21 protein-coding genes are annotated in these 21370 nt (G+C 51.7%); 5 read left to right on the top strand and 16 right to left on the bottom strand.

Annotated elements, in window-relative coordinates:
• Positions 1-13 precede the first annotated feature (13 nt).
• The 9 genes from WKJ04_RS17545 to WKJ04_RS17505 all read right to left on the bottom strand — a co-directional run bounded on the left by WKJ04_RS17545 (position 14) and on the right by WKJ04_RS17505 (position 9351).
• A complete protein-coding gene (locus tag WKJ04_RS17545) occupies positions 14-667 on the bottom strand; it encodes a hypothetical protein (protein WP_337881603.1) in 654 nt (217 codons plus the stop codon).
• A 90-nt stretch (positions 668-757) separates the two neighbouring features.
• Positions 758-1360, bottom strand: coding sequence for a hypothetical protein (locus WKJ04_RS17540; RefSeq protein WP_337881602.1), 603 nt, complete (start codon positions 1358-1360; stop codon positions 758-760).
• A 97-nt stretch (positions 1361-1457) separates the two neighbouring features.
• Positions 1458-2357, bottom strand: coding sequence for an HNH endonuclease (locus WKJ04_RS17535; RefSeq protein WP_337881601.1), 900 nt, complete (start codon positions 2355-2357; stop codon positions 1458-1460).
• 108 nt (positions 2358-2465) lie between these two features.
• On the bottom strand, positions 2466-2813 hold the full coding sequence (locus WKJ04_RS17530; RefSeq protein WP_337881600.1) for a hypothetical protein: 348 nt from the start codon (positions 2811-2813) through the stop codon (positions 2466-2468).
• 103 nt (positions 2814-2916) lie between these two features.
• On the bottom strand, positions 2917-3321 hold the full coding sequence (locus WKJ04_RS17525) for a hypothetical protein (RefSeq protein ID WP_337881599.1): 405 nt from the start codon (positions 3319-3321) through the stop codon (positions 2917-2919).
• A 523-nt stretch (positions 3322-3844) separates the two neighbouring features.
• Positions 3845-4279 (bottom strand): GFA family protein, encoded by a 435-nt coding sequence (locus WKJ04_RS17520; protein ID WP_337881598.1) that lies wholly within the window; start codon positions 4277-4279, stop codon positions 3845-3847.
• A 35-nt stretch (positions 4280-4314) separates the two neighbouring features.
• Positions 4315-4848, bottom strand: a complete 534-nt coding sequence (locus WKJ04_RS17515; protein ID WP_337881597.1) for a hypothetical protein — start codon at positions 4846-4848, stop codon at positions 4315-4317.
• Between the two features lie 97 nt (positions 4849-4945).
• Complete coding sequence (locus tag WKJ04_RS17510) at positions 4946-8131, bottom strand: efflux RND transporter permease subunit (protein ID WP_337881596.1); 3186 nt, start codon at positions 8129-8131, stop codon at positions 4946-4948.
• Positions 8131-9351 carry an efflux RND transporter periplasmic adaptor subunit gene (locus tag WKJ04_RS17505; protein ID WP_337881595.1) on the bottom strand — a complete coding sequence of 407 codons (1221 nt, stop codon included), beginning with the start codon at positions 9349-9351 and terminating at the stop codon, positions 8131-8133. Before WKJ04_RS17505 ends, WKJ04_RS17510 begins: the two co-directional genes overlap by 1 nt.
• A gap of 410 nt (positions 9352-9761) precedes the next feature.
• Between WKJ04_RS17505 and WKJ04_RS17500 the strand changes: the two genes are divergently transcribed.
• Positions 9762-10064 (top strand): isoamylase early set domain-containing protein, encoded by a 303-nt coding sequence (locus WKJ04_RS17500; RefSeq protein ID WP_337843358.1) that lies wholly within the window; start codon positions 9762-9764, stop codon positions 10062-10064.
• A 77-nt stretch (positions 10065-10141) separates the two neighbouring features.
• Here the strand turns inward: WKJ04_RS17500 and WKJ04_RS17495 are convergent, their stop codons facing one another.
• The 4 genes from WKJ04_RS17495 to WKJ04_RS17480 all read right to left on the bottom strand — a co-directional run bounded on the left by WKJ04_RS17495 (position 10142) and on the right by WKJ04_RS17480 (position 14495).
• Positions 10142-11260 (bottom strand): beta-ketoacyl-ACP synthase III, encoded by a 1119-nt coding sequence (locus WKJ04_RS17495; protein WP_337881594.1) that lies wholly within the window; start codon positions 11258-11260, stop codon positions 10142-10144.
• A gap of 61 nt (positions 11261-11321) precedes the next feature.
• Entirely contained in the window at positions 11322-12389 is a 1068-nt protein-coding gene (locus WKJ04_RS17490; RefSeq protein ID WP_337881593.1) for an RDD family protein, read from the bottom strand.
• A 79-nt stretch (positions 12390-12468) separates the two neighbouring features.
• Complete coding sequence (locus tag WKJ04_RS17485) at positions 12469-13650, bottom strand: VWA domain-containing protein (RefSeq protein ID WP_337881592.1); 1182 nt, start codon at positions 13648-13650, stop codon at positions 12469-12471.
• Positions 13650-14495, bottom strand: coding sequence for a MoxR family ATPase (locus WKJ04_RS17480; RefSeq protein ID WP_337881591.1), 846 nt, complete (start codon positions 14493-14495; stop codon positions 13650-13652). Before WKJ04_RS17480 ends, WKJ04_RS17485 begins: the two co-directional genes overlap by 1 nt.
• A 116-nt stretch (positions 14496-14611) precedes the next feature.
• On the opposite strand from WKJ04_RS17480, the gene cysK reads away from it, so the two are divergent.
• A complete protein-coding gene (cysK, locus tag WKJ04_RS17475) occupies positions 14612-15580 on the top strand; it encodes a cysteine synthase A (protein ID WP_337881590.1) in 969 nt (322 codons plus the stop codon).
• Positions 15581-15685: 105 nt separating this feature from the next.
• Entirely contained in the window at positions 15686-16129 is a 444-nt protein-coding gene (locus WKJ04_RS17470; protein ID WP_337881589.1) for a hypothetical protein, read from the top strand.
• A 15-nt stretch (positions 16130-16144) separates the two neighbouring features.
• Here the strand turns inward: WKJ04_RS17470 and WKJ04_RS17465 are convergent, their stop codons facing one another.
• Positions 16145-16879 (bottom strand): enoyl-CoA hydratase, encoded by a 735-nt coding sequence (locus WKJ04_RS17465; protein ID WP_337881588.1) that lies wholly within the window; start codon positions 16877-16879, stop codon positions 16145-16147.
• A gap of 3 nt (positions 16880-16882) precedes the next feature.
• Positions 16883-18619, bottom strand: coding sequence for a gamma-glutamyltransferase (gene ggt / locus WKJ04_RS17460; RefSeq protein ID WP_337881587.1), 1737 nt, complete (start codon positions 18617-18619; stop codon positions 16883-16885).
• A gap of 157 nt (positions 18620-18776) precedes the next feature.
• Between ggt and rrtA the strand changes: the two genes are divergently transcribed.
• On the top strand, positions 18777-19379 hold the full coding sequence (gene rrtA, locus WKJ04_RS17455) for a rhombosortase (RefSeq protein ID WP_337881586.1): 603 nt from the start codon (positions 18777-18779) through the stop codon (positions 19377-19379).
• Here the strand turns inward: rrtA and WKJ04_RS17450 are convergent.
• Complete coding sequence (locus WKJ04_RS17450) at positions 19328-20029, bottom strand: RluA family pseudouridine synthase (RefSeq protein WP_337881585.1); 702 nt, start codon at positions 20027-20029, stop codon at positions 19328-19330. The genes rrtA and WKJ04_RS17450 overlap by 52 nt on opposite strands.
• A gap of 84 nt (positions 20030-20113) precedes the next feature.
• On the opposite strand from WKJ04_RS17450, the gene WKJ04_RS17445 reads away from it, so the two are divergent.
• A complete protein-coding gene (locus WKJ04_RS17445) occupies positions 20114-20770 on the top strand; it encodes an RluA family pseudouridine synthase (protein ID WP_337881584.1) in 657 nt (218 codons plus the stop codon).
• Positions 20771-21370: the final 600 nt, after the last annotated feature.

The raw sequence follows: 21370 nt of genomic DNA, 5'->3' as shown, positions 1-21370 counted from the left end.
TGACCGTATATCGTTATGATAAACAGCCACTTACACAGAAAATTTTATAGTCTCGGCCGCCAGCCTCTTTGGGTGAATTTTTATCAAAGTTTGGGTAAAGGCTGGCTACAACTGTATAAGCGCCGTCGATTAAATTTTGGAGGCCGACTGTGTCCATTTTTATCTTCCTGAATTGAATGGACCTGCCTTCATCGCCAAAAGTAATAGATATTGGGCCGTTGCCGGTTTCGCCGGATGTTATTTGTGTATGCATGTGGTCAAATTGATTTCTTATTGAGCGTAAGCTTTCAAGAGACTTCTGGGTGTTGGCGGAGAACGCTATGGCTTCGGGCAGATTTTTAATTCGTGCGATTGCAATGCAAGCCCTGAATGTTGCGCTTATGCAGCCTTCAATTTGTTCCGATACATCTAGGATGTGGAATATAGCACCACCATCTCTTTGTTGGTCAGAGTTATCCTGTAGCTCAACTAACTCTCTGGCTTTTGAATAATGTCTTGAAGCGCTTGCTATTGTGTGGAGAAGCCAGGCACGTAATTTTCTATCATTTTGTGATAGTGATGGTTCGGGTAAAAATACGCATAAAAAAGAATGCCGCTTCAAACCTTCAATATTGCCTAGAAGGTCGGGAATGTTCTTGGCGGTCGGCATCTTTGGCACGGAGTTCATTTGCGTTATTCCAGCTAACGCCCCAAGCACCCAGCAAAATTGAAGCGCAGCGGAAATTTTGTCCGAGTGCCTGCGATTGTTATATGCCGATTAACGATAATTTTGCTCATTTAACCACTCTATAGAATCTTTATCTGGATTGTAGTGAACAAAAATCATATTTGAGGGAGCTCTTTCTCCTTGCCATGCGCAGCCTATCGAGTCCAAGGTTTGAAGGCCCAAGTGATAGTCAGAAAGGAATTCCATAAACCGGTTAGCAATGAGACCATAATCGCAGCTACTGGTTGATTTTGGGATTAGTAGCTTAAACGTGTAACCATCCTCAGCTTCTGCATGTATAGAAAACGCGAGTGAAAAAGGATTATTTGTGCTGAGTTTGCCCTGAGTGCCAAAAAGCGTTGGTTCGATTCTTGGGCTGGACATTACCTTATTGGTTAAATTAGATAAACTTTCTTTCAGCGACTGATAATGATCTTTACCCGCCTCTTTTAGAAAACCGTCAAAGTAACTTTTCCCTATGAATGCAGCAATGACCGGAAATATAAACCATTCGGGACATGCCATCGGGCCAAACGGTTCTCTAGGCTCAATAATCAAGCTTAAACCGTCTGCCTTGATATTATTTTCGAAACCCTCAAACATTTCACTTGGAATGCTTTCTTCGAAAATTATTGCAATGTCTGGCTTAATCACGCTCTCTCCTTTGGCATATAACGCCGCAATAACCGGCGCAGCTTTGCTGCTTCCGGCGCCGAAGGCGCATAGTTGATTGACTTGTTATGTAACAACTCTACTCACCCAGCCAATTTTTACGATCATACTCTGCACCTTTTTTCATGCAAAAATCGCCTTCTAGGTAGAATTTTTCTTGTCCATCTACGATTTTCTTTACGAGCCTATTCCCTGTTCTTTCTAAAGGATCATTATCCTCAAGCCACAACTCGTAACCTTGAATGGATGGACCACCAACATTTATAGTAAATTGTACTCCGTACAAGTTGAAGGAAACATATGTCTCAGGGTATGGTGTAAGAATAATGTCGTGACCAAATCCAACCTGCACCCATTCACCAGAGTCGGGATGCTTCATAAGAGTATCCATCGGATAAAGCACTTGACGATGATACGGCCATTCTTCAACCCCTTTTCCATATCGAGCGAAATCTCGAATCAAGTCATAGCTTGGCTCATCAATGATCTTTTCTTCTGCATTTCCATAGGAAAACCTAAGTGCTAAGGCTTCTAAAGCTAGCATGGCTAAAAACCTAGACATTTCCTTCTGGGGAGGGTCTATATCTATTGGAAAAATGAATGGTGGGAATTCACCAGTAGTTTCCATATCTTTTAAATACTTATCGACGATTTTTTGCTCTGAAGCCTTTTCTGCCTTTATTTGAAGCTTCTTATTTTTATCTAGCTTCATGTTTATCTGTATTTCTGTTCCGGCAATATGACCTAGTACACTTGGCATCTTTCCTTTTTTATTTGGAACTTGATACCAACCTCTAACATTCCTCAACGAAGGGTGAGACATTAGCGGTCTTTCAACTTTTCTAGCAAAATAGTTATTACATTTATCGCAAACTAGTCCTTTTGGCAGAACTAATTTTTTGCTTCCAAATGACTCTGGAATAAGATGTTCTACGCCTTTAGCATTATGGCTAGCTTCTTTACAAAATAGACATCGCACAATCTTTCCTTGTTACATAACGCTTTGCTGATTGGCTGCCACAGCGCAGCTGTAGGCAGCCCAGTTGAGGCCACGCTGTTTGTGGCCGGAACGAAATTAAGCAACTTGTTATAAGCCATTTGTGTTGACCATGTTACCGCAATGAATACAAACGATTGAGCCTGAAAACCAATGCCAAACAACTTTAGACCAATCTCCACTTGATGCTGGATGCGGCGATTTAAACCATTGAACAGTTAAACACTTATTGCAGTGAGGGCAACGATTAAAAAATGCCAAAACAATATGTACAACTACGGCGCCAAAAAACGCACCGAAGATGTATATCAAATGACTCGCACTAGACTCCGGCGGAGAGAAAAACTTAACGTAACCCAGTGCTAGAAAAAAAGCGATAAGCAGCAACCATGCAATAAAAACGCTGAGTACATCAAGTTTCCCGACTAACGATTTCATCACCGATCTGTCCTATGGCTTATAACGCTGCCAGCAGCGGCCTAAAAGCCGCGCAGCGGGTTTGAGGTCCAGCCAACGCAGTGGGCGTTGCTGACTGGCTTTGTTATGCATTTTTAGGCGAATTACCTTTGCTTGAAAAGCTTGGCATTGCAAGTTGGCGATATGCTTTTGTAACATCGTCTAACTTAATACCAAAAGTCTTAATGTCTTCATCAGACCAACTTTCTGGGCTAATCCAGAACTCCGCCTTGTGCTCACAAACCATAGCTAATTCTTCATCTATATGGCGAAGCGGAATTGAAGCCGCGCTCCAATACCTGACAAGTTGAGCTTCTGTATCCATGTTCCTATCACTGCCTCGTTCAAGTGATTTGTAATATAACTTTGTTTCTTGAAGTGCAATTGAAATTGCTCTGAACGCATTATCTTTGAGTTCTCTTTTTTCCTTCGAAAGAGTTGATATTGGTCCCATTAGTGCAATAAGCCTGTCAACTAAAAACTCAAGCATACTTCTCTCCCTGACTAAATGCATAACAATTTAATAGAAGGCTAAACGCCCGCAAGTCGTACATTTTTACGCCTTCTTTCCTGAATTTTACTCAAGCCAAATTAACGCTGAAGTGTCTCTAAATCAACGACATTTTTCTGAAACAGAAAAACTATTGCGCGGCAAAATCCGTATTCGCTGCCCACTAGTTGTCCGAAATTTAACTCATGCTCTTTTACTGGATTTACGCACAGTGGTTTTCCAACGAAGCCACCGGGCTAGTCGCCGACAAACCAGGCGGGGGTGACTGCGGAGTGAGCAATATAAAAGTGAGCGCGGGAGGCGCGAACGGGCGAACGCAGTAGTTACCGCTGGCTGGTTTACCTGCCCTGTTACGGAGAAAAAGCAGTTGCTACCCTCGCCAGGTTCACAGTCCCAACTACGGAGAAAGTTTTATGACCATCCGGGCGCAGTAAACTGCGCCCCTACGTCAATCTTCATAATGAGTTATTGCATCTGACCACTGCGCTGTCAGGCCGCTAGCTTAGTCGGCTATCTGCGTTGCAGCCGGCGTTATCCGACTGGGTTCATAGCTGTCGTAACGTGGCAGCTGTGCGTCTAAATCGTCCCAGTTGGCTTTGGACGACACAAAGTTGTGCGAGATGGGGCGTTCAGTTATGTCCGAATCCAGAATGCCCAAACGTAACCGCAGCCTGGCCGGGTCGCCCGCGTTGCTGCTGTACACAGGCGATGCACAGATGCTGCAGAAATAACGCACTTTGCCCGGCGAGGTTTCATAGCTGCCGAGTTTATCTTGCCCGGTCTTGATCACCAAAGCGCTAGTCGCGACAAAGCCATTGGTGGCATAGGCCGTGCCGCTGTTTTTGCGGCATTTAGAGCAGTGGCAATGAATAATCGAATCAATACCGCCCTGCACTTGCAGCGTCACAGCGCCACATAAACAACTGCCCTGGTACATAAAACCTCCTTTATGAAAGGTGAGACCGCTGAGCTTTATTCAAGCTCAGCATACTTCTTATTGGCCTGATAGGCTTCCAGTTCCAGCGGCGAATTTTCATAACCATAGGTTGCCAAATCAGCGAAATGCTGGCTGACGACTGTGGTTAAATCAGACCGCTCTATTTGCAGCACATGCACCAGTTCATGGGCCAGCCGGGGTTTGGTCAGGCTGTAATCTTTTCGTACATAAATGGAATAACCAAATACCTGCGCATTATTGATAATGCCCTCACCAATAAAACCAAGGGCTTCCCCCACTGTTTTTAACAGCAGGTTATGGTAAGGAAACGGCACCTCATCCACATACACCAGCCGCACCCGCTCTGGCTGCAAAATACCAATGTCGCGGGCCAGTTGCAGCTGTTGTTCAGTCAGCGCCTGTCCGGCTGCTACACCGGCGGTCTCGGTGGCGGCCGCCCATTCGATATAAGGTGGCAACACCAGCCATGCAATAATGCGCTGGTGAAAAAACGCTGCCGCCGCACTAACAATCAACAAAGTCGCCACTACATACTTCACTTTAGCCATAGGTAAGCATTCCTTTTAGAGCTTTGGTAAACACCGTTCCACCCTCTAAACAAAAGGCGCAGTCAACTGCGCCTTTGAGGGTAAAGCAAAGCAGCCATTACTTCTGCGCTGTTAACTCGTCCACTTTATAGTCTGCTGCCACATTTTTACTGGCCGATTTACGGGAAAAGTCGGCCAGAATCAAATACAGGCAGGGGATCAAAATCAGCGTGATCAAAGTGGCGAACACTATACCGTAAGCCAGCGACACCGCCATAGGCACCACAATTTGTGCCTGCAGGCTCTTTTCCAGCACTATAGGCGCCAGGCCTAAAAAGGTGGTTAACGACGTCAGCATAATAGGCCGGAAGCGACGGGTAGCTGCCTGGATCACCGCATCTTTCACCGGTACCCCTTCGTCACGGGCTTCGTTCACAAAGTCCACCATCACCAACGAGTCGTTTACCACCACGCCCGCCAGCGCAATCAGGCCAAACAGCGACATAATGCTGACACTTAGGCCCAGCAGCATATGGCCCAGCACAGCGCCAATAAAGCCAAAGGGGATCACCGACATAATGATCAGCGGCTGGGTGTAAGATTTCAGCGGCACCGCCAGCAGCGCGTAAATCACAAAAAACGCCAGAAGGAAGCCTAAGGCCAGGTCACGCATGGCGTCCTGCTCTTCCAGGCTGGCCCCTTCCAGGGCGGTTTCCACGCCGTATTTTTGTGACAGCACAGGCAGTACTTTTTCCTGCAGCTCTTTGGTGATCTTCATCGGCTCAGCCACAGCTTTGTCCACCGACGCATTGATAGTCACCGAGCGCTCGCCATCCACCCGGTTAATGGCCGAATAACTGGGTTGGGTGCGGTAGCTGGCCACCTGAGAAAACGGCACTTCAGCCCCGGAAGCAGTCCGGATTTTCATATTCTCCAGGTTGCCAATGGAGCGGCGCTCCTCTTTCGGGTAACGCACCATCACTTTCACTTCTTCGCTGTCGCGTTGAATACGCTGGGCTTCAGCGCCGTAAAAGCCATACCGTACCTGAGTGGCCAGGTTTTGCAGCGTAATGCCCATGGCTTCGGCTTCGGGTTTCACTTCCAGCACAATTTCGTCGTTGCCACCGCTGATGCTGTCCTGAATGTCGTACACGCCCTGGTATTGCTGCATCGCGGTTTTCAGCTCTTCGGTCGCCAGACGCAGCTTATCAAGGTCTTTACTCACCAGTTGGAAAGAAATATCACCCCCACCGCCACCGCTGGTGGACGAGAAAATCTGCAGGGTTTTTACCCCGGCAATTTCCGGAATTTCTTCACGCCAGCGCCGGACAAACTCATTGGCGTCGGTTTCACGGCCTTCGCTTTTGGCCAGCTCAATCACAAACTGGCCTGAGGTTTCCGATTGGGTAAAGGTCAGCCGGTGTTTTACCATGGCCTCTTCCCCTTCGCTCTGCAGTTTCTGATCGGTACGCATCAGCGCCTGCTCCAGCTGCTGCATGGCACTGATGGTACTCTGGCCAGACGAGCCTTCCATCATGCTCAGGTTCACGTTAATAAAGTCACTGGGGATATTGGGGAAAAACACCCAACGCACATGGCCGCCACCCAACAAACCAATCATCAGGATCATCATGGCCAAAAAGCTGCTGGCAGTGATGTATCTGTGCTCCAGCGCCCATTCAATGAAGGTTTTATAACGGCCATGCACAAAACGCTCAGTGGCGCCGCTCACTTTCTCGCGCACACCCCGCACCACGGCGCTGGTGCCACGGCCTATGCCATAAAAGAAGCCTTTGCGGTTTGGGTCCCAGGGTTTGGTGTCCATGGCAATTAAATGCGCCGGCAGAATAAGCTTGGATTCCACCATCGAAAACAGCAGACACAGCACCACCACCCAGGCAATGGATTCCCAAATCGGGCCTTGTGGGCCACCCACCATCAGCATCGGAATAAAAGCGGCCACTGTGGTTAACACCCCAAACGTGGCAGGCACCGCCACCCGCTGGGCGCCGCGGATCACCGTTTCCGGTGATTTGCCGTATTTCTCAATTTCACTGTAGGCGCTCTCGCCGATGATAATGGCGTCGTCAACCAGTATGCCCAGCACCAGAATAAAACCGAACAAGCTGATCATATTGATGGACACGTCAAAAAAGGACAGTGGCATCAGCGCTATGGTGCCAAGGAAACAGACCGGAATACCCACCATCACCCAAAAAGCGACACGGAATTCCAGAAACAGCGTGAGGCTGATCAGCACCAGCAAGGCACCCATCCACATATTGTCGGTCATCAGGTCCAGCCGGCCCTGCAGGTAATAGCTCGAGTCGCCCCAGGAATCGATTTTGATGCTGTCTGGCAGTTCTTTTTGCTTTTTCGCCACGTAGTCTTTCACCACCTGGGCAATATGCAGGGTGTTGTCGTCGCCCACCGCGTCCACCCGGATCGACACCGAAGGTTTGCCGTTAAAGGTGGAATAGTCATCGAATTCGACAAAACCATCCCGCACTGTGGCAATGTCTCCCAGCAGCAGCCTGGTGCCGTCCGCTCTGTTAATCAGCACCAGGTCGGCAAAGTCCTGCTCACGGTAGGCCTGGCCTTTGGCCCGCAGCAGAATATTGCCATTGTCGGATTTAATGGAACCGCCTGGCACATCGACTGAGCTGCCGCGCACCGCATTGACCACCTGGTCAAACGTCAGGCCGTATTTGCGCAGCTGGTATTCAGACACCTCAATCGACACTTCGTAATCCAAAGCGCCAACCACTTCTACTTTGCTGACCCCAGGCAGTTTTTTCAGGTCGTCGCGCACATCTTTGGCAAATTCTTTCAGGCCACGCTGGTCCGTGTCGCCATAGACCGACAACCACAACACGTTGCTGGAGAATTTGGTGTGATAAATGACGGGCCGTTCGGTTTGGGCCGGGAAGGATGAAATCGAATCCACCTGCATTTTGATCTCATTCATCACTTCCTGAATGTCGTAGTCAGACTGAATTTCAACCTGCACTGTGGCCAGGCCTTCCACCGCATTGGAACGGATTTTCTTAATGCCGTTAATGCTTTGCAGCGATTCTTCAATTTTATCGACAATGCCCTCTTCCACTTCCTGCGGCGCAGCACCCAGGTAAGGCACCCGAATGGTCACCTGCTCCAGCTGAATTTCCGGAAAGGTTTGTTTTTTGATGGTGAAAATACCGACAATACCGGCAAACAGCAAAATCACCATTAACAGGTTGGCTGCCACGCTGTTGCGGGCAAACCAGGCGAGTACGCCTTTATGGGTTTGATCCAGATGCTGCATCACTGAGCTTCCTGTTTCGCCACAGCCGCCACAGCGGTTTCTGCTTTGGTTTCATCCGCCGGTTTGACCGGATCGGCGGAGGTCCGCAGTGCCATGCCGGCCAGTGGGTTGGCAATAGCGGTCAGCACCAGTTGGTCTTTGTCGGTTAAGCCTGCACTGATGTAAGCGTAACGCTCGTCCATCCGCTGCACTGTCACGGCACGGATCTCCAACTTGTTGTCTGCGGCAACCAGCACTTTGTGGTCCGGCAATAACAAATGCCGCTCCAGCAGCACCAGATCATCTGCAGCGCGGCCCTCTATACGGGCTTTGACAAAACGGCCGAAGCGCAACACCTCCTGGCCGGACGATTTCAGCCGGTAAGGGTCCTGCACCTGAGCCACCGCATAAATCACCCGGTTCTGTTCGTCCAGCATGCCTTCGGTGCGTACCAGCCGGGCGCTCCAGCGGCGCAGCTCACCGCCCACTTCAGCACTGAGCTCCACTTCAGGCAGGCTGGCCGGATCAGCGCCTTGCGCCGGAATATTCAGGTAAGCCACGTCGTTGTCGGTCAGCGGCATACGGATTTCGGCCAGTTCAGTGCCATAAATCTGTCCAAGCTGAGTACCCCGGCTGATAAACTGGCCTAAGTTGGCGGTTTTGCTTTTTACAATGCCGCTGTATGGCGCACGGATTTCCGTCCGAATAAGGTTACGGCGCGCATTTTCCAGCTCCGCTTCGGCCGAACGCAAATTGGCCAGCTCCTGTGCCAGCTGAGGCCGGCGTAAACCCAGTTCAGGCGCCTTGCCTTCACTGAACATACTCCACTCGCGCTCAGCCACTTTGCCGCGGGCTTTTTCTTCTTCCAGCGCGGCTTTGGCGCGGGCCAGGTTCGCTTCTGCCAGTTTCACTGCCGTCTGGTAGTCGTAAGGTTCCACCTGCACCAGCAAGTCGCCTTTGTTAAAAAAGCCGCCTTCAATAAACTGGTCTGCCACATAAGTAATCACGCCATTCACTTCCGACGTCAGGGTGGTCATCACCCTTGGCTGCACCGTGCCCTGCGACCAGACCTGGTAGGTTAAATCCTGCTGCACTACAGGTTTTACGTCCACCAGCATGTCTTTGCGCTGTTCCGTTTTTTGCTCTGGTGGCTTTTTACCTGCGGTCAGCATCACAGCCAACCCGATAGCCCCTGCAATAATCAGCACGGGAGCCACTATTTTCAGCGTGCTTTTTTTCATGTTCTGTTCCCTGTTTGCATTCGAATTCAATCTGTTACCTATAGTACAGCGGTCATACGGGTGGTTATAGCATTCAGATCTTAAGCTTTTACAACTGGCCTTAGGTATGGCACAAAAAACAGATCCAATGAAGGAATAAAAAAATCATTAAAATCAAACAGATAATATTAAGCTCTTTTAAGAACTACCAGAGTTTCGGTCATAGGGCCGCAGACCAGCGACATATTTAGTTACAACTTCCCTGAACTTTGTGCTCGTTTTATAGCCACGAGTGCTAACCTCAGATCAGAAAGTTATTTTGGGGCCTGCTGCAGATCTCGTTAATGTGGGAAGGCTTAGTGTCATTAAAGCGTCAGATGGCCAGACTAAGCTCAGACCAAAGACCAGTGTGATTGAGAAGAGGGAAAGCAATGAGCATTCAGAAACAGTACTTAAAGACCAAGCCCGTGTGCAAAGTGACTTTTACTGTTGCCGCCGATCAGCAGGTCGAATCCGTGGCCTTAGCCGGTGATTTTAACGAATGGGATCCGAAAGCCCTGCTGCTGAAAAAAAGCAAAAATGGCGTGTTCAGCACCAGTCTGAACCTGGAACCCAATAAGCAGTATCAGTTCCGCTATGTGATCAACGGCGAGCAGTGGGTCAACGACGACGAAGCAGATGCTTACCTGCCGACAGACGTCAGTTACGATCAGAACAGCGTGTTGCAGTTGTAACGATGGCAGCGCCATCAGACTGAAGTATCAGTAGCCAAAAGGCCGGGAGCATCGGCCTTTTCATTTTGTTGAATCAATCAGCACTTTTCCAGCACTAAACAGCCCACTGAATAACCTGCGCCGAACGAACATAAAATGGCTTTTTCACCCGAGGCTATGCCGGTTTTATGCTGATGGAACGCAATAATGGAACCGGCAGACGCAGTATTCGCATAGCTGTCCAGCACCAAAGGGGCTTCCCCTTCCTCCGGCTCGCGGCCTAAAATTTTCTTCGCCGCAAACAGGTTCATATTGATATTGGCCTGATGCAGCCACAGCCGTTTTAACTGCTCTGGTGCCACCTGACAGGCGTCCATCTCCGCCAGAATCACATCGGCCACTATGGGCAGCAGCTCTTTAAACACCTTGCGGCCCTGCTGTTTAAAAAATGGCGCCTCCGGGTCCTGCTCCGGATAACAGTGATCAACATAACTGACGTCACAGCGGATATTGTTGGAAAACTCGGTTTTTAACCGCATGCCCAAAATACGGTAGGCAGAATCGGAGCTGGCCGTTTCTTCTGCTTCGATAATGGTTGCGGTGCAGACGTCACCAAAAATAAAGTGGCTGTCGCGGCTGGTGTAATTCACCTGAGGGGATGCAAATTCCGGGTTCACAATCAGCACCACCCTGGCCGTACCGCCACGAATGGCATTAACCGCATTGCTGATGGCAAAGGTGGCGGATGAACAGGCCACGTTCATATCAAAGGCGTACCCTGCAGCGCCCAAGGCCTGCTGCAGCTCAATGGAAAGCGCCGGGTAAGGCCGCTGCATATTAGAGGCGGCGCAAATAATCAGGTCGATATCCGCCGCAGTTTTACCCGCCTGTGTCATGGCTTCTTTGGCGGCAATAATCGCCATTTCCACCATTTCCGGGTGTTCATCTTCGCCTCGTCTGGCAAACACAGGTTGCATCACGGCCGTGTCCAGTATGCCTTCTTTGTACATCACATGACGGGATTTAATGCCTGACGCTTTTTCAATAAATTCACAGCTGGAATACTCCAGAGCCACCCGTTCTCCGGCTTCAATCTCGGCTTTGAACTCTTCGTTGTGTAAATCGACATACTGGTTGTAGCTGGCGACCAACTCTTCATTGGTCACCACTTCGTTGGGGGTAAAACAGCCTGAACCGCTGATCACGACTTGTTTCATTCTTCTATCCTTCTGTTGCCGTCTCTGGTTCGGACGGCTTTAAAAATGCGGCTATTGTAGCTTATGTATCGCTGTGGTTGCCTGCTGTTTCGCTGTGATTCGCCGCTTTTCGTTTGACGATCACTAAGGTACTGGCCACTTTGTCCTGAATGGCCTGCCGGTTGGGGTCCCACAGGATCTGCAGAAAACCAATCAGGCCTGTGGCAAAACCCGCCCCATAACCGCCCTGACGACTGAAAGAATTCCATAGACTCAGTGGCTGGTCATCCAGTTGCACCACCTGAATGCCCATCAGTAATTTGCCAATGGTCTGGCCCTGGTTCCAGCTGATAAAAAAGGTGAAATAAAACATGGCCCAGCCAAAACCCACCCCAAAATCGGCCAGAATACCTTTGGTCCATTGCAGCAGGCTATGGTTGGATTTTTCCAGCTTTTGCCACAGGTTTGGCTCGGCTGCCGCTTCTTTGCGGTCGTCTTTGCTGCCGTCCTGGTCGTTTTTAATAACAGGCTCGGTGAGATAGTGCGCCTGTGCAGCCTGCAGCTGTGTTTGCTGTTGTTTGCTGAGCTGACTGGCGTCAATGAGCTCATCCAGTGTTAACTTTTTGTCCTCCACGCTCATGCCACTGGCGTTTAGCTGCTGCCGGAAGTCGGCGAGTTCTTGCTCAACGCATTGGTAGTCACAGTGGTCGTTGGCAAGTTTCAGGGCCACCCCAGCCATTGGCAGTGCCAACTCACTGGGCAGGTCGAGTTTTTTTACCTCGTCGGAGTCCGGAGCTTGCGGTGAAAAATCCAGGGTGAACGCCAGCGTCAGGGCGACAATTCCTACCAGAACGGCCTGCTGAATGCGCTGTTGCCGGATCCGGTTCCACAATAAATAGCCCAGCAAAGGCAATATAATGACCAGGCTGCCGGAACTTAACGCACTGATCAGCAACCCATCAATTCCTATCGCAACGCCCCGGCGCACCGGCTTGGCCAGCGGCTGACCAATCAGGCTGTCAGCCACTTTAAACGCATGAGGGGTGACAATCTGGCGGATTTCTTTTTGGCTCAGCTGGTGGCCTGTTTCATCCACAAAGGTATTGGGGGCGACCTGGGTAATATCATGCGAAGCGTCGGGAGACGTCATGGCGATTCCTTGCTCAAATTTTGAAAATCACTTTAAAGTCAAAAGCCCAAGCGGGCAAGAGCCCGAACCCTGTTGAGGTTCAGCTTCGGCCTTTACTCAGCCAACCTGTCACCTGTTGCAAACCTTGCAGCGAAAAATCGGCCATACGCTGCTGCATCAGCGCTCTGATGATGTCTATCGAATGGTAATGTCGCCACCACTGCTGCGGCTGCGGATTCAGCCAGGCGGCATGACTGAAATGGCCCAGCAGCCGTTTTAACCAGACTTCTCCGCTTTCCTGGTTATAGTGTTCGACGCTCCCCCCAGGATAGGTAATTTCGTAAGGCCCCATAGTGGCGTCCCCCACCAGCAACAACTTGTAGTCGCTGCCATAGGTGTGCAGCAGGTCGCTGGTCGATACCTGGTCCTGATGGCGGCGTTTGGCGCTTTTCCACACTGTCTCGTAAACACAGTTATGAAAATAAAAAAACTCCAGATGCTTAAACTCAGTGCGGGCGGCCAGAAACAGCTGTTCGCATTCATGAATGTAATCATCCATCGAGCCGCCTATATCAAACAGGATCAACACCTTGACGGCATTGTGCCGCTCGGCCTGAAACTTTAAATCCAGCCAGCCGGCCTGCTGGGCTGTTGCGTCAATGGTGCCAGCCAAATCCAGCTCACTGGCCGCCCCGGTGCGGGCAAACCGTCGCAGCTGGCGCAAAGCCAGCTGCAAGGCGCGGTGATTCAGCTCCGCTTTGTCATCAAAGTCTTTAAACTCGCGTTGGTCCCAGACCTTCACCGCACGGCGGGCACCGCTGCCCTGCTGGCCCAGACGAATGCCTTCCGGATGAAAACCGTAAGCGCCAAAGGGCGAACTGCCGCCCGTGCCAATCCATTTATTGCCTCCGGCATGGCGCTCCTGCTGCTCTTTTAACCGCTCGCGAAACTGTTGCAGCAACTGTTCCAGCCCGCCCAGACTTTGCAGTTTGGCTTTATCTTCGTCCGACAGTTGTCGCAGCAAGCCGGGCACCAGCCAGTCATCCGGGATCAGGCTGAGCGGGTCCAGGCTGACCACGCCCTGAAAATAGTCGGCAAAGGCGCGGTCGAATTTATCGTAATGGCGTTCATCTTTAACCAGACACAACCGGGACAGGCTGTAAAATTCGTCCAGACTGGCAAACGCCAGTTCCTGCTGCAAGGCATTCAGCAAGTCCAGCAATTCAGTCAGGCTGCAGGGCACCCCATAGTGACGCAGCTTCAGGAAAAACTGCACCAGCATCAGCGGGTTTGCCTTTTGGCAAGAAAGGCCAGTTTTTCAAGCAATTCCACATCCTGCTCGTTTTTCAGCAAAGCGCCATACAAAGGCATTAACCCGCCCTGATGCTGCCGGTCCTGCAGCACTTCGGCACTGATGTCTTCCGCCACCAATAGCTTCAGCCAGTCCAGCAACTCAGAGGTGGATGGTTTTTTCTTCAACTGAGACAGCTCCCGCAGTTCAAAGAAGACTTCCAGCGCTTTGGTCAGCAACTGCTGCTGCAATGCTGGGAAATGCGCCAGGACTATTTGTTTTAAGGTGTCTGCGTCAGGAAAACGGATGTAATGGAAAAAACAGCGTCGTAAAAAAGCGTCCGGCAGCTCTTTTTCATTGTTCGACGTGATAATGACAATGGGCCTTTGCTGCGCTTCAATGCGCTGGCCTGTTTCGTACACATCAAAGGACATGCGGTCCAGCTCATGCAGTAAGTCATTTGGAAACTCAATATCGGCTTTGTCGATTTCATCAATCAGCAGCACTGGCCGTTGGGTGGCGGTAAAGGCTGTCCAGAGTTTGCCCGGTTTAATATAGTTGCCAATGTCGGCCACCCGTTCACTGCCAAGCTGGCCATCGCGCAACCTGGATACCGCATCGTACTCATACAAGCCTTGCTGCGCTTTGCTGGTGGATTTAATTTGCCAGCGGATAAGCTCTGTCCCCAGTGACAGCGCCAGCTCTTCGGCCAGCCGGGTTTTGCCTGTGCCGGGTTCACCTTTCAGCAATAAGGGTTTTTCCAGTTTGACAGCCGCATTGACAGCCAATGCCAGTTCATCAGAAAGAATATAATGTTCAGTACCTTGGAATTTCATTTCTCGGGTTTCCGGCCATAAAAAGATGGCTATATCTTATAGCAAAACTATTCTTTCGTTTTTACCGGGCACTAGTATTCTTATAACCAATTTGATGCAACAGGAGCTTTTTTAGCATGGCAACTATTTTTGAAGACAACTCGTTGTCGATTGGCCGCACTCCGCTGGTGAAACTGAAACGAGTGACTGGCGGCAATGTGTACGCCAAAATTGAAGCCCGTAACCCGAGTTTTTCAGTGAAATGCCGTTTGGGTGCGGCGCTGATTTGGGATGCGGAAAAAAAAGGTTTGTTGGGCCCAGGCAAAGAGCTGATTGAACCTACCTCCGGTAATACCGGTATTGCACTGGCTTTTGTGGCTGCCAGCCGGGGTTATCCACTGACGCTGACCATGCCGGCCACCATGAGCCTGGAACGCCGTAAGTTGCTCAAAGCGCTGGGGGCCAATCTGGTGCTGACCGAAGGGCCAAAAGGCATGAAAGGTGCCATTGAAAAGGCCAAAGAAATTCAGGCATCCAACCCGGACAAATACCTGCTGTTGCAGCAATTTGAAAACCCGGCCAACCCACAAATTCACTTTGACACCACAGGCCCGGAGATCTGGAACGATCTGGACGGCCAGATTGATATTTTTGTCGCTGGTGTGGGCACTGGCGGGACCATCACCGGGGTCAGCCGCTACATCAAGCAGGAAAAAAACCACCCACTGTGGTCGGTTGCTGTGGAGCCTGCCGATTCACCGGTGATCAGCCAGGCGCTGGCTGGTGAAGAAATCAAACCAGGGCCACATAAAATTCAGGGTATTGGTGCCGGTTTTATTCCTGGCAACCTGGATTTAAGCCTGCTGGATGCGGTGGAAAAAGTCAGCAACGACGATGCGATTGCAATGGCGCACCGCCTGATGAAAGAAGAAGGTATTCTGGCCGGTATTTCGTCTGGCGCCGCCGTGGTAGCCGCCAAACGTCTGGCAGAAAAACCGGAAAACGCTGGCAAAAACATTGTGGTGATCCTGCCAAGTTCGGCCGAGCGTTATTTATCCAGCCCACTCTTTGCCGATGTATTTACCGAACAGGAATTACAGGCCTGATCAGGTCAAAGCAGTTGAAACAAGGCCGGTTATCCGGCCTTTTTCTTTACTTTACCGGCAAAAAAAACCACACTAGGCTGTCTTTAAAGCTCAGTGGGTGTGCAGATGTTCAGATGGATCCTTTTATTCGCAGCCTTGGTGCTGGCAGGCTGTCAGGAAGACAAGCCGAAGGTCAACGCTGATGCCGCTTCACCTGAATACGCAGCCGGTGAATTCTTTCACGCACTTTACACCAGCAAAAATCTTGCAAAGGCCACCAAGCTGGCGACTGAAAGTTATGGCCGGGTATTAAGCTCCTACGGCAGCACCCGCAGCATCACCAACACGCTTTACAACATGACCTTTGATGAAGTGACCATCAGCATTGACCGTACCGGCAAGAACCTGCGTGAACAGTACGGCGATGAAGCAGAAATTACCATGCTGTTTGAAGGCAAAGCCAATGGCGGTAAGAAAATCGAACTCCGTGTGGTACGGATGATCAAAGTGGACGGCAAATGGAAGGTTGAAGGGGTGAAACCCAACCCCTTCTCCCGTACTGACGTCTGAGCCCAGCCAGACAACCTACTTCTTCTGTAAAAACAACCGCACCGCCTGCTGACAATCCGGCCCTGCCAGTAAACGCTCAAACTGCTGCAATTCCGCCTGAATAGCGGTGCTGACCGAAGCAGGCTGACGCATCAGGGCTCTGGCGGTTTGCACCGCGTCAGCAGGCAAAGCGGCCAGTTTTATCGCTTTGTTCAGCGCGTACTCCAGTAACGCCGCCTGCTCCACCAATTCGGTCACCATGCCCATCTGCAGCGCCTGCTCGGCACTGACGGCTTCGGACAACAACAGCATGGCAGAAGCCCGCTGCAAACCAATCAGCTGCGGCAATAACAGGCTGGAGCCGGCTTCAGGGCACAGCCCGAGCTGGGTAAATGGCAACTGGAAACGGCACGGGCTGCAGGCATACACCAGATCGCAGTGCAGCAGCATGGTAGTGCCAATGCCAATCGCCAGGCCGGACACCGCCGCCACCATCGGCTTCGGGAAGGTTGCCAGCTTCTGTAAAAACTGCACTGTCGGGTGTTCAGCATTTAAAGCGCCGCCACCGAGGAAATCGGCCAGATCATTGCCTGCACTAAAGCAGTCGTTACTGCCCTGAAACAGCACCACCCGCACCTGCGGATCGGCCTGCGCCTGTTCCAGTGCAGACACCAGCTGCCGGTACATCTGCTGACTTAACGCATTTTTCTTCTCAGGCCGGGCCAGTGTCAGCACCAGCACGCCCTGCTGTAGGTTTACCTCAATAGTCATCTGTTAATCTCCCGCTACTGCGCCTTCGCGACGTGGATCCGCCGCGCCACGAAGCAGCATTCCCTGACGTTCAATGGCATGAATACCGCTGTTTAAATCAGCCACTTTAGGCTGATAACCCAATTCTTTCAGCGCCGGCACCAGTTGCTCCAGTGCGGTGCCCTGCTCCAGTACCAGAGCATCGTTCCTGTGGCTGAAGCGGGGCAGCGCCGCAGCCTGAGCCGGATCCAGCCCCCAATCCAGCACCGCAATCAGGTTCTGCGCCACGTAGTTGATAATGCGGCTGCCGCCCGGTGAACCCGTGATGTATTTGAGCTGGCCCTGTTGGTCAAACACCATGACTGGCGCCATCGACGAACGGGGTCTTTTTCCACCTTGCACACGGTTCGCCACCCAAAAGCCATTCAGGCGTGCATCCAGTGAAAAATCAGTCAGTTGGTTATTTAACAGGTAGCCATTGACCATCAGACCTGAACCAAAAGCGTTTTCAATACTGGTGGTCATGCTGACGGCGTTGCCTGCACTGTCCACCACTGACAAATGGCTGGTATTGGCAAATTCAATGGCCTGGCTGGGGGTCAGCGGTTCTGCCCCTTCGGGTTCACCCGCGACCGCTGCGGGGCCTTCTGGAGACGTCAGCTGCGCAGCACGTTGTTTCAGATAAGCCGGGTTCAGCAAGCCCTGCACCGGCACATTGACAAAATCCGGATCGGCGGCAAAACGCTCGCGGTCCGCAAAAGCCAGTTTGGCGGCCTGACTGATTAAATGCACCGCTTCTACCGAATTGGGTTTAAGTCTGGCCACAGGCTGTGATGACAGTAATCCCAGAATTTGCAGCACGGCCAGACCACCAGAGCTTGGCGGTGCCATAGAACAGACTTTGTACAGACGGTAGGCCATACAGATGGCGTCCCGCTCGACCGGTCGATACGCCTGCAAATCCTGCGCTGTCAAAAGCCCGGGGTTTGGGGCCGCCTGCTGTACAGCAGACACCAGGGCTTTGGCGTTATCGCCCTGATAAAAGGCGGCACTGCCTTCTTTGGCAAGGCGGCGCAGCAACGTTGCATAGGCCAGATTCTTTAACCTCTGCCCAGCCTGCAACCACTGACCATCCGGCTGAAAATACGCTCTGCTGGCGGCAAAATTGGTTAACCCCGGGTTCCAGTTGGCAGCCAGTAAGCCAGCCAGCCGCGGGCTGACCACAAAGCCCTGCTCTGCCGTCTGGATGGCGGCGTCAAACAAACTGGCCCAGGGCAATTTGCCATGCCGCTGGTGCGCCAGCTCCAGCGCTTTCATCACCCCTGGTACCCCAACCGACTTGCCACCGACAAAGGCCTCACGCCAGGGTTGCAGTTGCCCATTCAGACGAAACAAGTCTGGGCCGGCTTGTTGTGGGGCCGTTTCGCGGCCATCAATACTGCTCAGTTGTTTTTTGTCGGCGTCAAAGTGCAATAAAAACAGACCACCGCCAATGCCGGAGCTTTGAGGCTCCACCAGACCCAACATCAGCTGCATGGCAATGGCTGCATCCACCGCGCTGCCGCCTTTGGCGAGGATCTGCCGGCCGGCTTCAACCGCCAGCGGGTTGGCAGCGGTCGCCATATAGTGTGAGCTGGTGACCAGCTTTTTGTGCTCGATGGAGGTAGTGGCTTCCGGATCTTGTTGTGCCGCCAGCAGCGGCTGGTGAAGCACGGCGCTCAGGCACAAAGCGCGGCAAAGCAGTGACAAATTCAACTTCATGGATACAACTTCATTGTGGTAAGACCTTTACCTTACCTTGTCATCCCGGTGGTTTCAACGGACAAAACCGTCAGCTGACGGACCACAGGCTCAAATCAGCGCAGACAAACCCAGCGTCCGTGGCATAATGCGGCATCACCGCTGTTCAGGAGCCCTTATGCCATTGCTGTACAGACCTTTGTTTTGTCTGCTGTTTATAGCCCTGTTGTGTCTGCTGTTGCAGCTTTTCCCGGCCCAGGTGACCGACTGGCTGAATTACCAGCGCGCTGAGCCGTTGCAGCTCTGGCGTTTCTGGACTGCCCATTTGCTGCACAGCAATGCCTGGCATCTGGCGATGAACCTCGGCGGTTTAGCGGTTATTTTTTACCTGCACCAGATGCACTACCAGCGAAAACAACTGCTGCAGTTTTTGCTGCTGTCAGCCGCCCTGCTCAGCGCAGCGCTGTATTTATTCAGCCCGGATATTCAGATCTACGTCGGGTTATCCGGTGTATTGCATGCGTTACTGGCTTTTGGCGCCGTGCGCGACCTGCAACAACGTTGGTACTCAGGAGGGTTAATTTTACTGGGGCTGGCGGCGAAAGTGGGCTATGAGCAGTTCTACGGCCCAGACCCTGCGCTGGGGGCGCTTATCGACGCCCGCGTTGCCATTGACGCCCATGCCTACGGCCTGGTGATTGGGGTTGCGCTGGCTTTATGCCTGCCAAATTATGGACTGACCGACGCAGTGAATGCCGAGAAGAAATCAGGTTCGGCCTGAAAGGTTACGGCTTTCTCAGTGACCGGATGGGTAAAACTCAACGACCAGGCGTGTAACATCAGCCGGCTGGTTTTGTTTTGTAATTCCATCGGTGCATAAAAAGGGTCGCCTAAAATCACATGACCAAGCGCTTTCATATGCAAACGCAATTGATGCGAGCGCCCCGTCACAGGTTCCAGCTCCACTAAGCTCGCCTGCTGTTCTGGTAACGTCTTCAGCACCCGGTAGTAAGTCTGGCTGGCTTTGCCGTTGGGGTCGATTTTGTACAAAGGCCTGTTGTCCGGGTCCGGCGCCAGGGCAGCATTCACCTGGCCCTGTGTCTGGCTCAGTTCACCGGCGACCACCGCCTGATACAATTTTTTGGTCTGGCGCTGCTGAAACTGAATGCTGATGGCCGACAAAGCTTTTTTAGTCAGCGGCAGTATCACTAACCCTGAGGTATCGTAATCCAGCCGGTGCACTACGCTTGCCCCCGGAAACTCCAGCTGCACCCGCGACAACAGGCAATCCCGGTTGGCCGGGTGACGGCCCGGCACCGTCAGCAAACGCGCCGGTTTGTTCACCACCAACAGGTGTTCATCCTGATACAGCAACTGCCAGGCATCACTGGTGGCGGTTAATATGGCTAAATCGTCAAACGAGTCTGTCATTTCAATTAGTTGCATCAGGGGGCATACAAAGGGCTGGCTATTATGCCAGAATTGACAACTAAACCAACCAGCACTGATCCATCCATGCACAGGCCGTTCATTTACCAGCCCCCTACAGACCCTTTGGATATTCTGTACCAGGACAAAGACATCGTCGTGCTGAATAAACCCAGTGGCCTGCTGACCAATCCAGGGCGTGGGCTTGCGTATCAGGATTCGTTATTAAGCCGGGTATTGCAGCAGTTTCCAACCGCCCAGCTGGTGCACCGTCTGGACTGCGCTACGTCAGGTCTGGTGGTGTTTGCGCTTCGCCGTAAAGCTGAAGCGGCGCTGAAACAGCAGTTTGCCACCCGCTCGGTGCGCAAAACATACAGAGCCAGGGTGTGGGGCAAAGTCGCCGAACATGGCAAAGTGGATGCACCGCTGATAGCCGACAGCAACGATCCGCCGCTGCAGAAAATCTGCCACAGCACAGGCAAAAAAGCGCTGACCTTTTTTCAGCGCTTAAGTGTGGATGAACAGAGCAGCCTGGTGGAACTGCGCCCTGTCACAGGCCGTTCGCATCAGCTGAGGGTGCATATGCTGAGTCTGGGTCACCCCATTCTCGGCGATGCCTTTTACGCCCATGACGAGGCATTTGCCGCCGCGCCGCGTTTATTGCTTCAGGCACAGTGCCTGGAGCTGTACCAGCCCTATTCATCCCAACTCCTGCGGTTCGAGCTGGAACCGGACTTTGACTGAAAAAAAAGGGCCTGACGGCCCTTTAATGCCAGTCAGTTAAGCTGACTGGCATTGTCTTTGGTGCTGCAGAATCGACATCTTCTTTGTCTTTAGCATGGTTGTTTCGCCTTTGTCGAGACACTTTCTTTTGTCTCGACAAAAGAAAGTGCCCAAAGCAAAAGCAGGCAGGACGCCTGCTTTAACAGCCGAAGGCTGGCCCGAAGGGAAGGACGCAGTCCGCATAAAGCCCGCTGAAAATTCAATGATTTGAGGCGCTGGCGTAACTCGCTCGGCAACGCCTCGCTCAGACACCCACCAGCTTAAAACCTCAAATCATCGTTTTTCAGCGGCTCGCCTCAACGGGAGCTTGGCTACAGTAGACGGATTTACTTGCAACAAATCATTGGACTGCGTGAATCCATCCAAAGCGAGGAAAGGCAAAGAACTAAGCAGACCCTGTGAGGGTGATTGCGGGATTTCGGTAAGCCAACCATTTGGCTTACCGCCGCCATCACGCCCTTTGCTCTGCAAAGGGCCGGACACCGAACAACACGCTGCGCTGCCCCCCAGGGATGATGGGATGGACACCTCACTGTAAACGGCGTCGTGATGCGCCATAGT

This window comes from Rheinheimera sp. (assembly GCF_037442345.1).
GTDB lineage: Bacteria > Pseudomonadota > Gammaproteobacteria > Enterobacterales > Alteromonadaceae > Pararheinheimera.
This window is presented reverse-complemented; position numbering and strand designations above follow the sequence as displayed.

What these genes read in the sequence shown, in the direction of transcription:
- WKJ04_RS17545 (WP_337881603.1), bottom strand. Translation starts at nt 667, where the DNA reads ATGAACTCCGTGCCAAAGATGCCGACCGCCAAGAACATTCCCGACCTT.
- WKJ04_RS17480 (WP_337881591.1), bottom strand. Translation starts at nt 14,495, where the DNA reads ATGAAATTCCAAGGTACTGAACATTATATTCTTTCTGATGAACTGGCA.
- WKJ04_RS17490 (WP_337881593.1), bottom strand. Translation starts at nt 12,389, where the DNA reads ATGACGTCTCCCGACGCTTCGCATGATATTACCCAGGTCGCCCCCAAT.
- rrtA (WP_337881586.1), top strand. Translation starts at nt 18,777, where the DNA reads ATGCCATTGCTGTACAGACCTTTGTTTTGTCTGCTGTTTATAGCCCTG.
- WKJ04_RS17450 (WP_337881585.1), bottom strand. Translation starts at nt 20,029, where the DNA reads ATGACAGACTCGTTTGACGATTTAGCCATATTAACCGCCACCAGTGAT.
- cysK (WP_337881590.1), top strand. Translation starts at nt 14,612, where the DNA reads ATGGCAACTATTTTTGAAGACAACTCGTTGTCGATTGGCCGCACTCCG.
- WKJ04_RS17510 (WP_337881596.1), bottom strand. Translation starts at nt 8,131, where the DNA reads ATGCAGCATCTGGATCAAACCCATAAAGGCGTACTCGCCTGGTTTGCC.
- WKJ04_RS17520 (WP_337881598.1), bottom strand. Translation starts at nt 4,279, where the DNA reads ATGTACCAGGGCAGTTGTTTATGTGGCGCTGTGACGCTGCAAGTGCAG.
- WKJ04_RS17515 (WP_337881597.1), bottom strand. Translation starts at nt 4,848, where the DNA reads ATGGCTAAAGTGAAGTATGTAGTGGCGACTTTGTTGATTGTTAGTGCG.
- WKJ04_RS17495 (WP_337881594.1), bottom strand. Translation starts at nt 11,260, where the DNA reads ATGAAACAAGTCGTGATCAGCGGTTCAGGCTGTTTTACCCCCAACGAA.
- WKJ04_RS17530 (WP_337881600.1), bottom strand. Translation starts at nt 2,813, where the DNA reads ATGAAATCGTTAGTCGGGAAACTTGATGTACTCAGCGTTTTTATTGCA.
- WKJ04_RS17465 (WP_337881588.1), bottom strand. Translation starts at nt 16,879, where the DNA reads ATGACTATTGAGGTAAACCTACAGCAGGGCGTGCTGGTGCTGACACTG.
- WKJ04_RS17505 (WP_337881595.1), bottom strand. Translation starts at nt 9,351, where the DNA reads ATGAAAAAAAGCACGCTGAAAATAGTGGCTCCCGTGCTGATTATTGCA.
- WKJ04_RS17525 (WP_337881599.1), bottom strand. Translation starts at nt 3,321, where the DNA reads ATGCTTGAGTTTTTAGTTGACAGGCTTATTGCACTAATGGGACCAATA.
- WKJ04_RS17445 (WP_337881584.1), top strand. Translation starts at nt 20,114, where the DNA reads ATGCACAGGCCGTTCATTTACCAGCCCCCTACAGACCCTTTGGATATT.
- ggt (WP_337881587.1), bottom strand. Translation starts at nt 18,619, where the DNA reads ATGAAGTTGAATTTGTCACTGCTTTGCCGCGCTTTGTGCCTGAGCGCC.
- WKJ04_RS17470 (WP_337881589.1), top strand. Translation starts at nt 15,686, where the DNA reads ATGTTCAGATGGATCCTTTTATTCGCAGCCTTGGTGCTGGCAGGCTGT.
- WKJ04_RS17485 (WP_337881592.1), bottom strand. Translation starts at nt 13,650, where the DNA reads ATGCTGGTGCAGTTTTTCCTGAAGCTGCGTCACTATGGGGTGCCCTGC.
- WKJ04_RS17500 (WP_337843358.1), top strand. Translation starts at nt 9,762, where the DNA reads ATGAGCATTCAGAAACAGTACTTAAAGACCAAGCCCGTGTGCAAAGTG.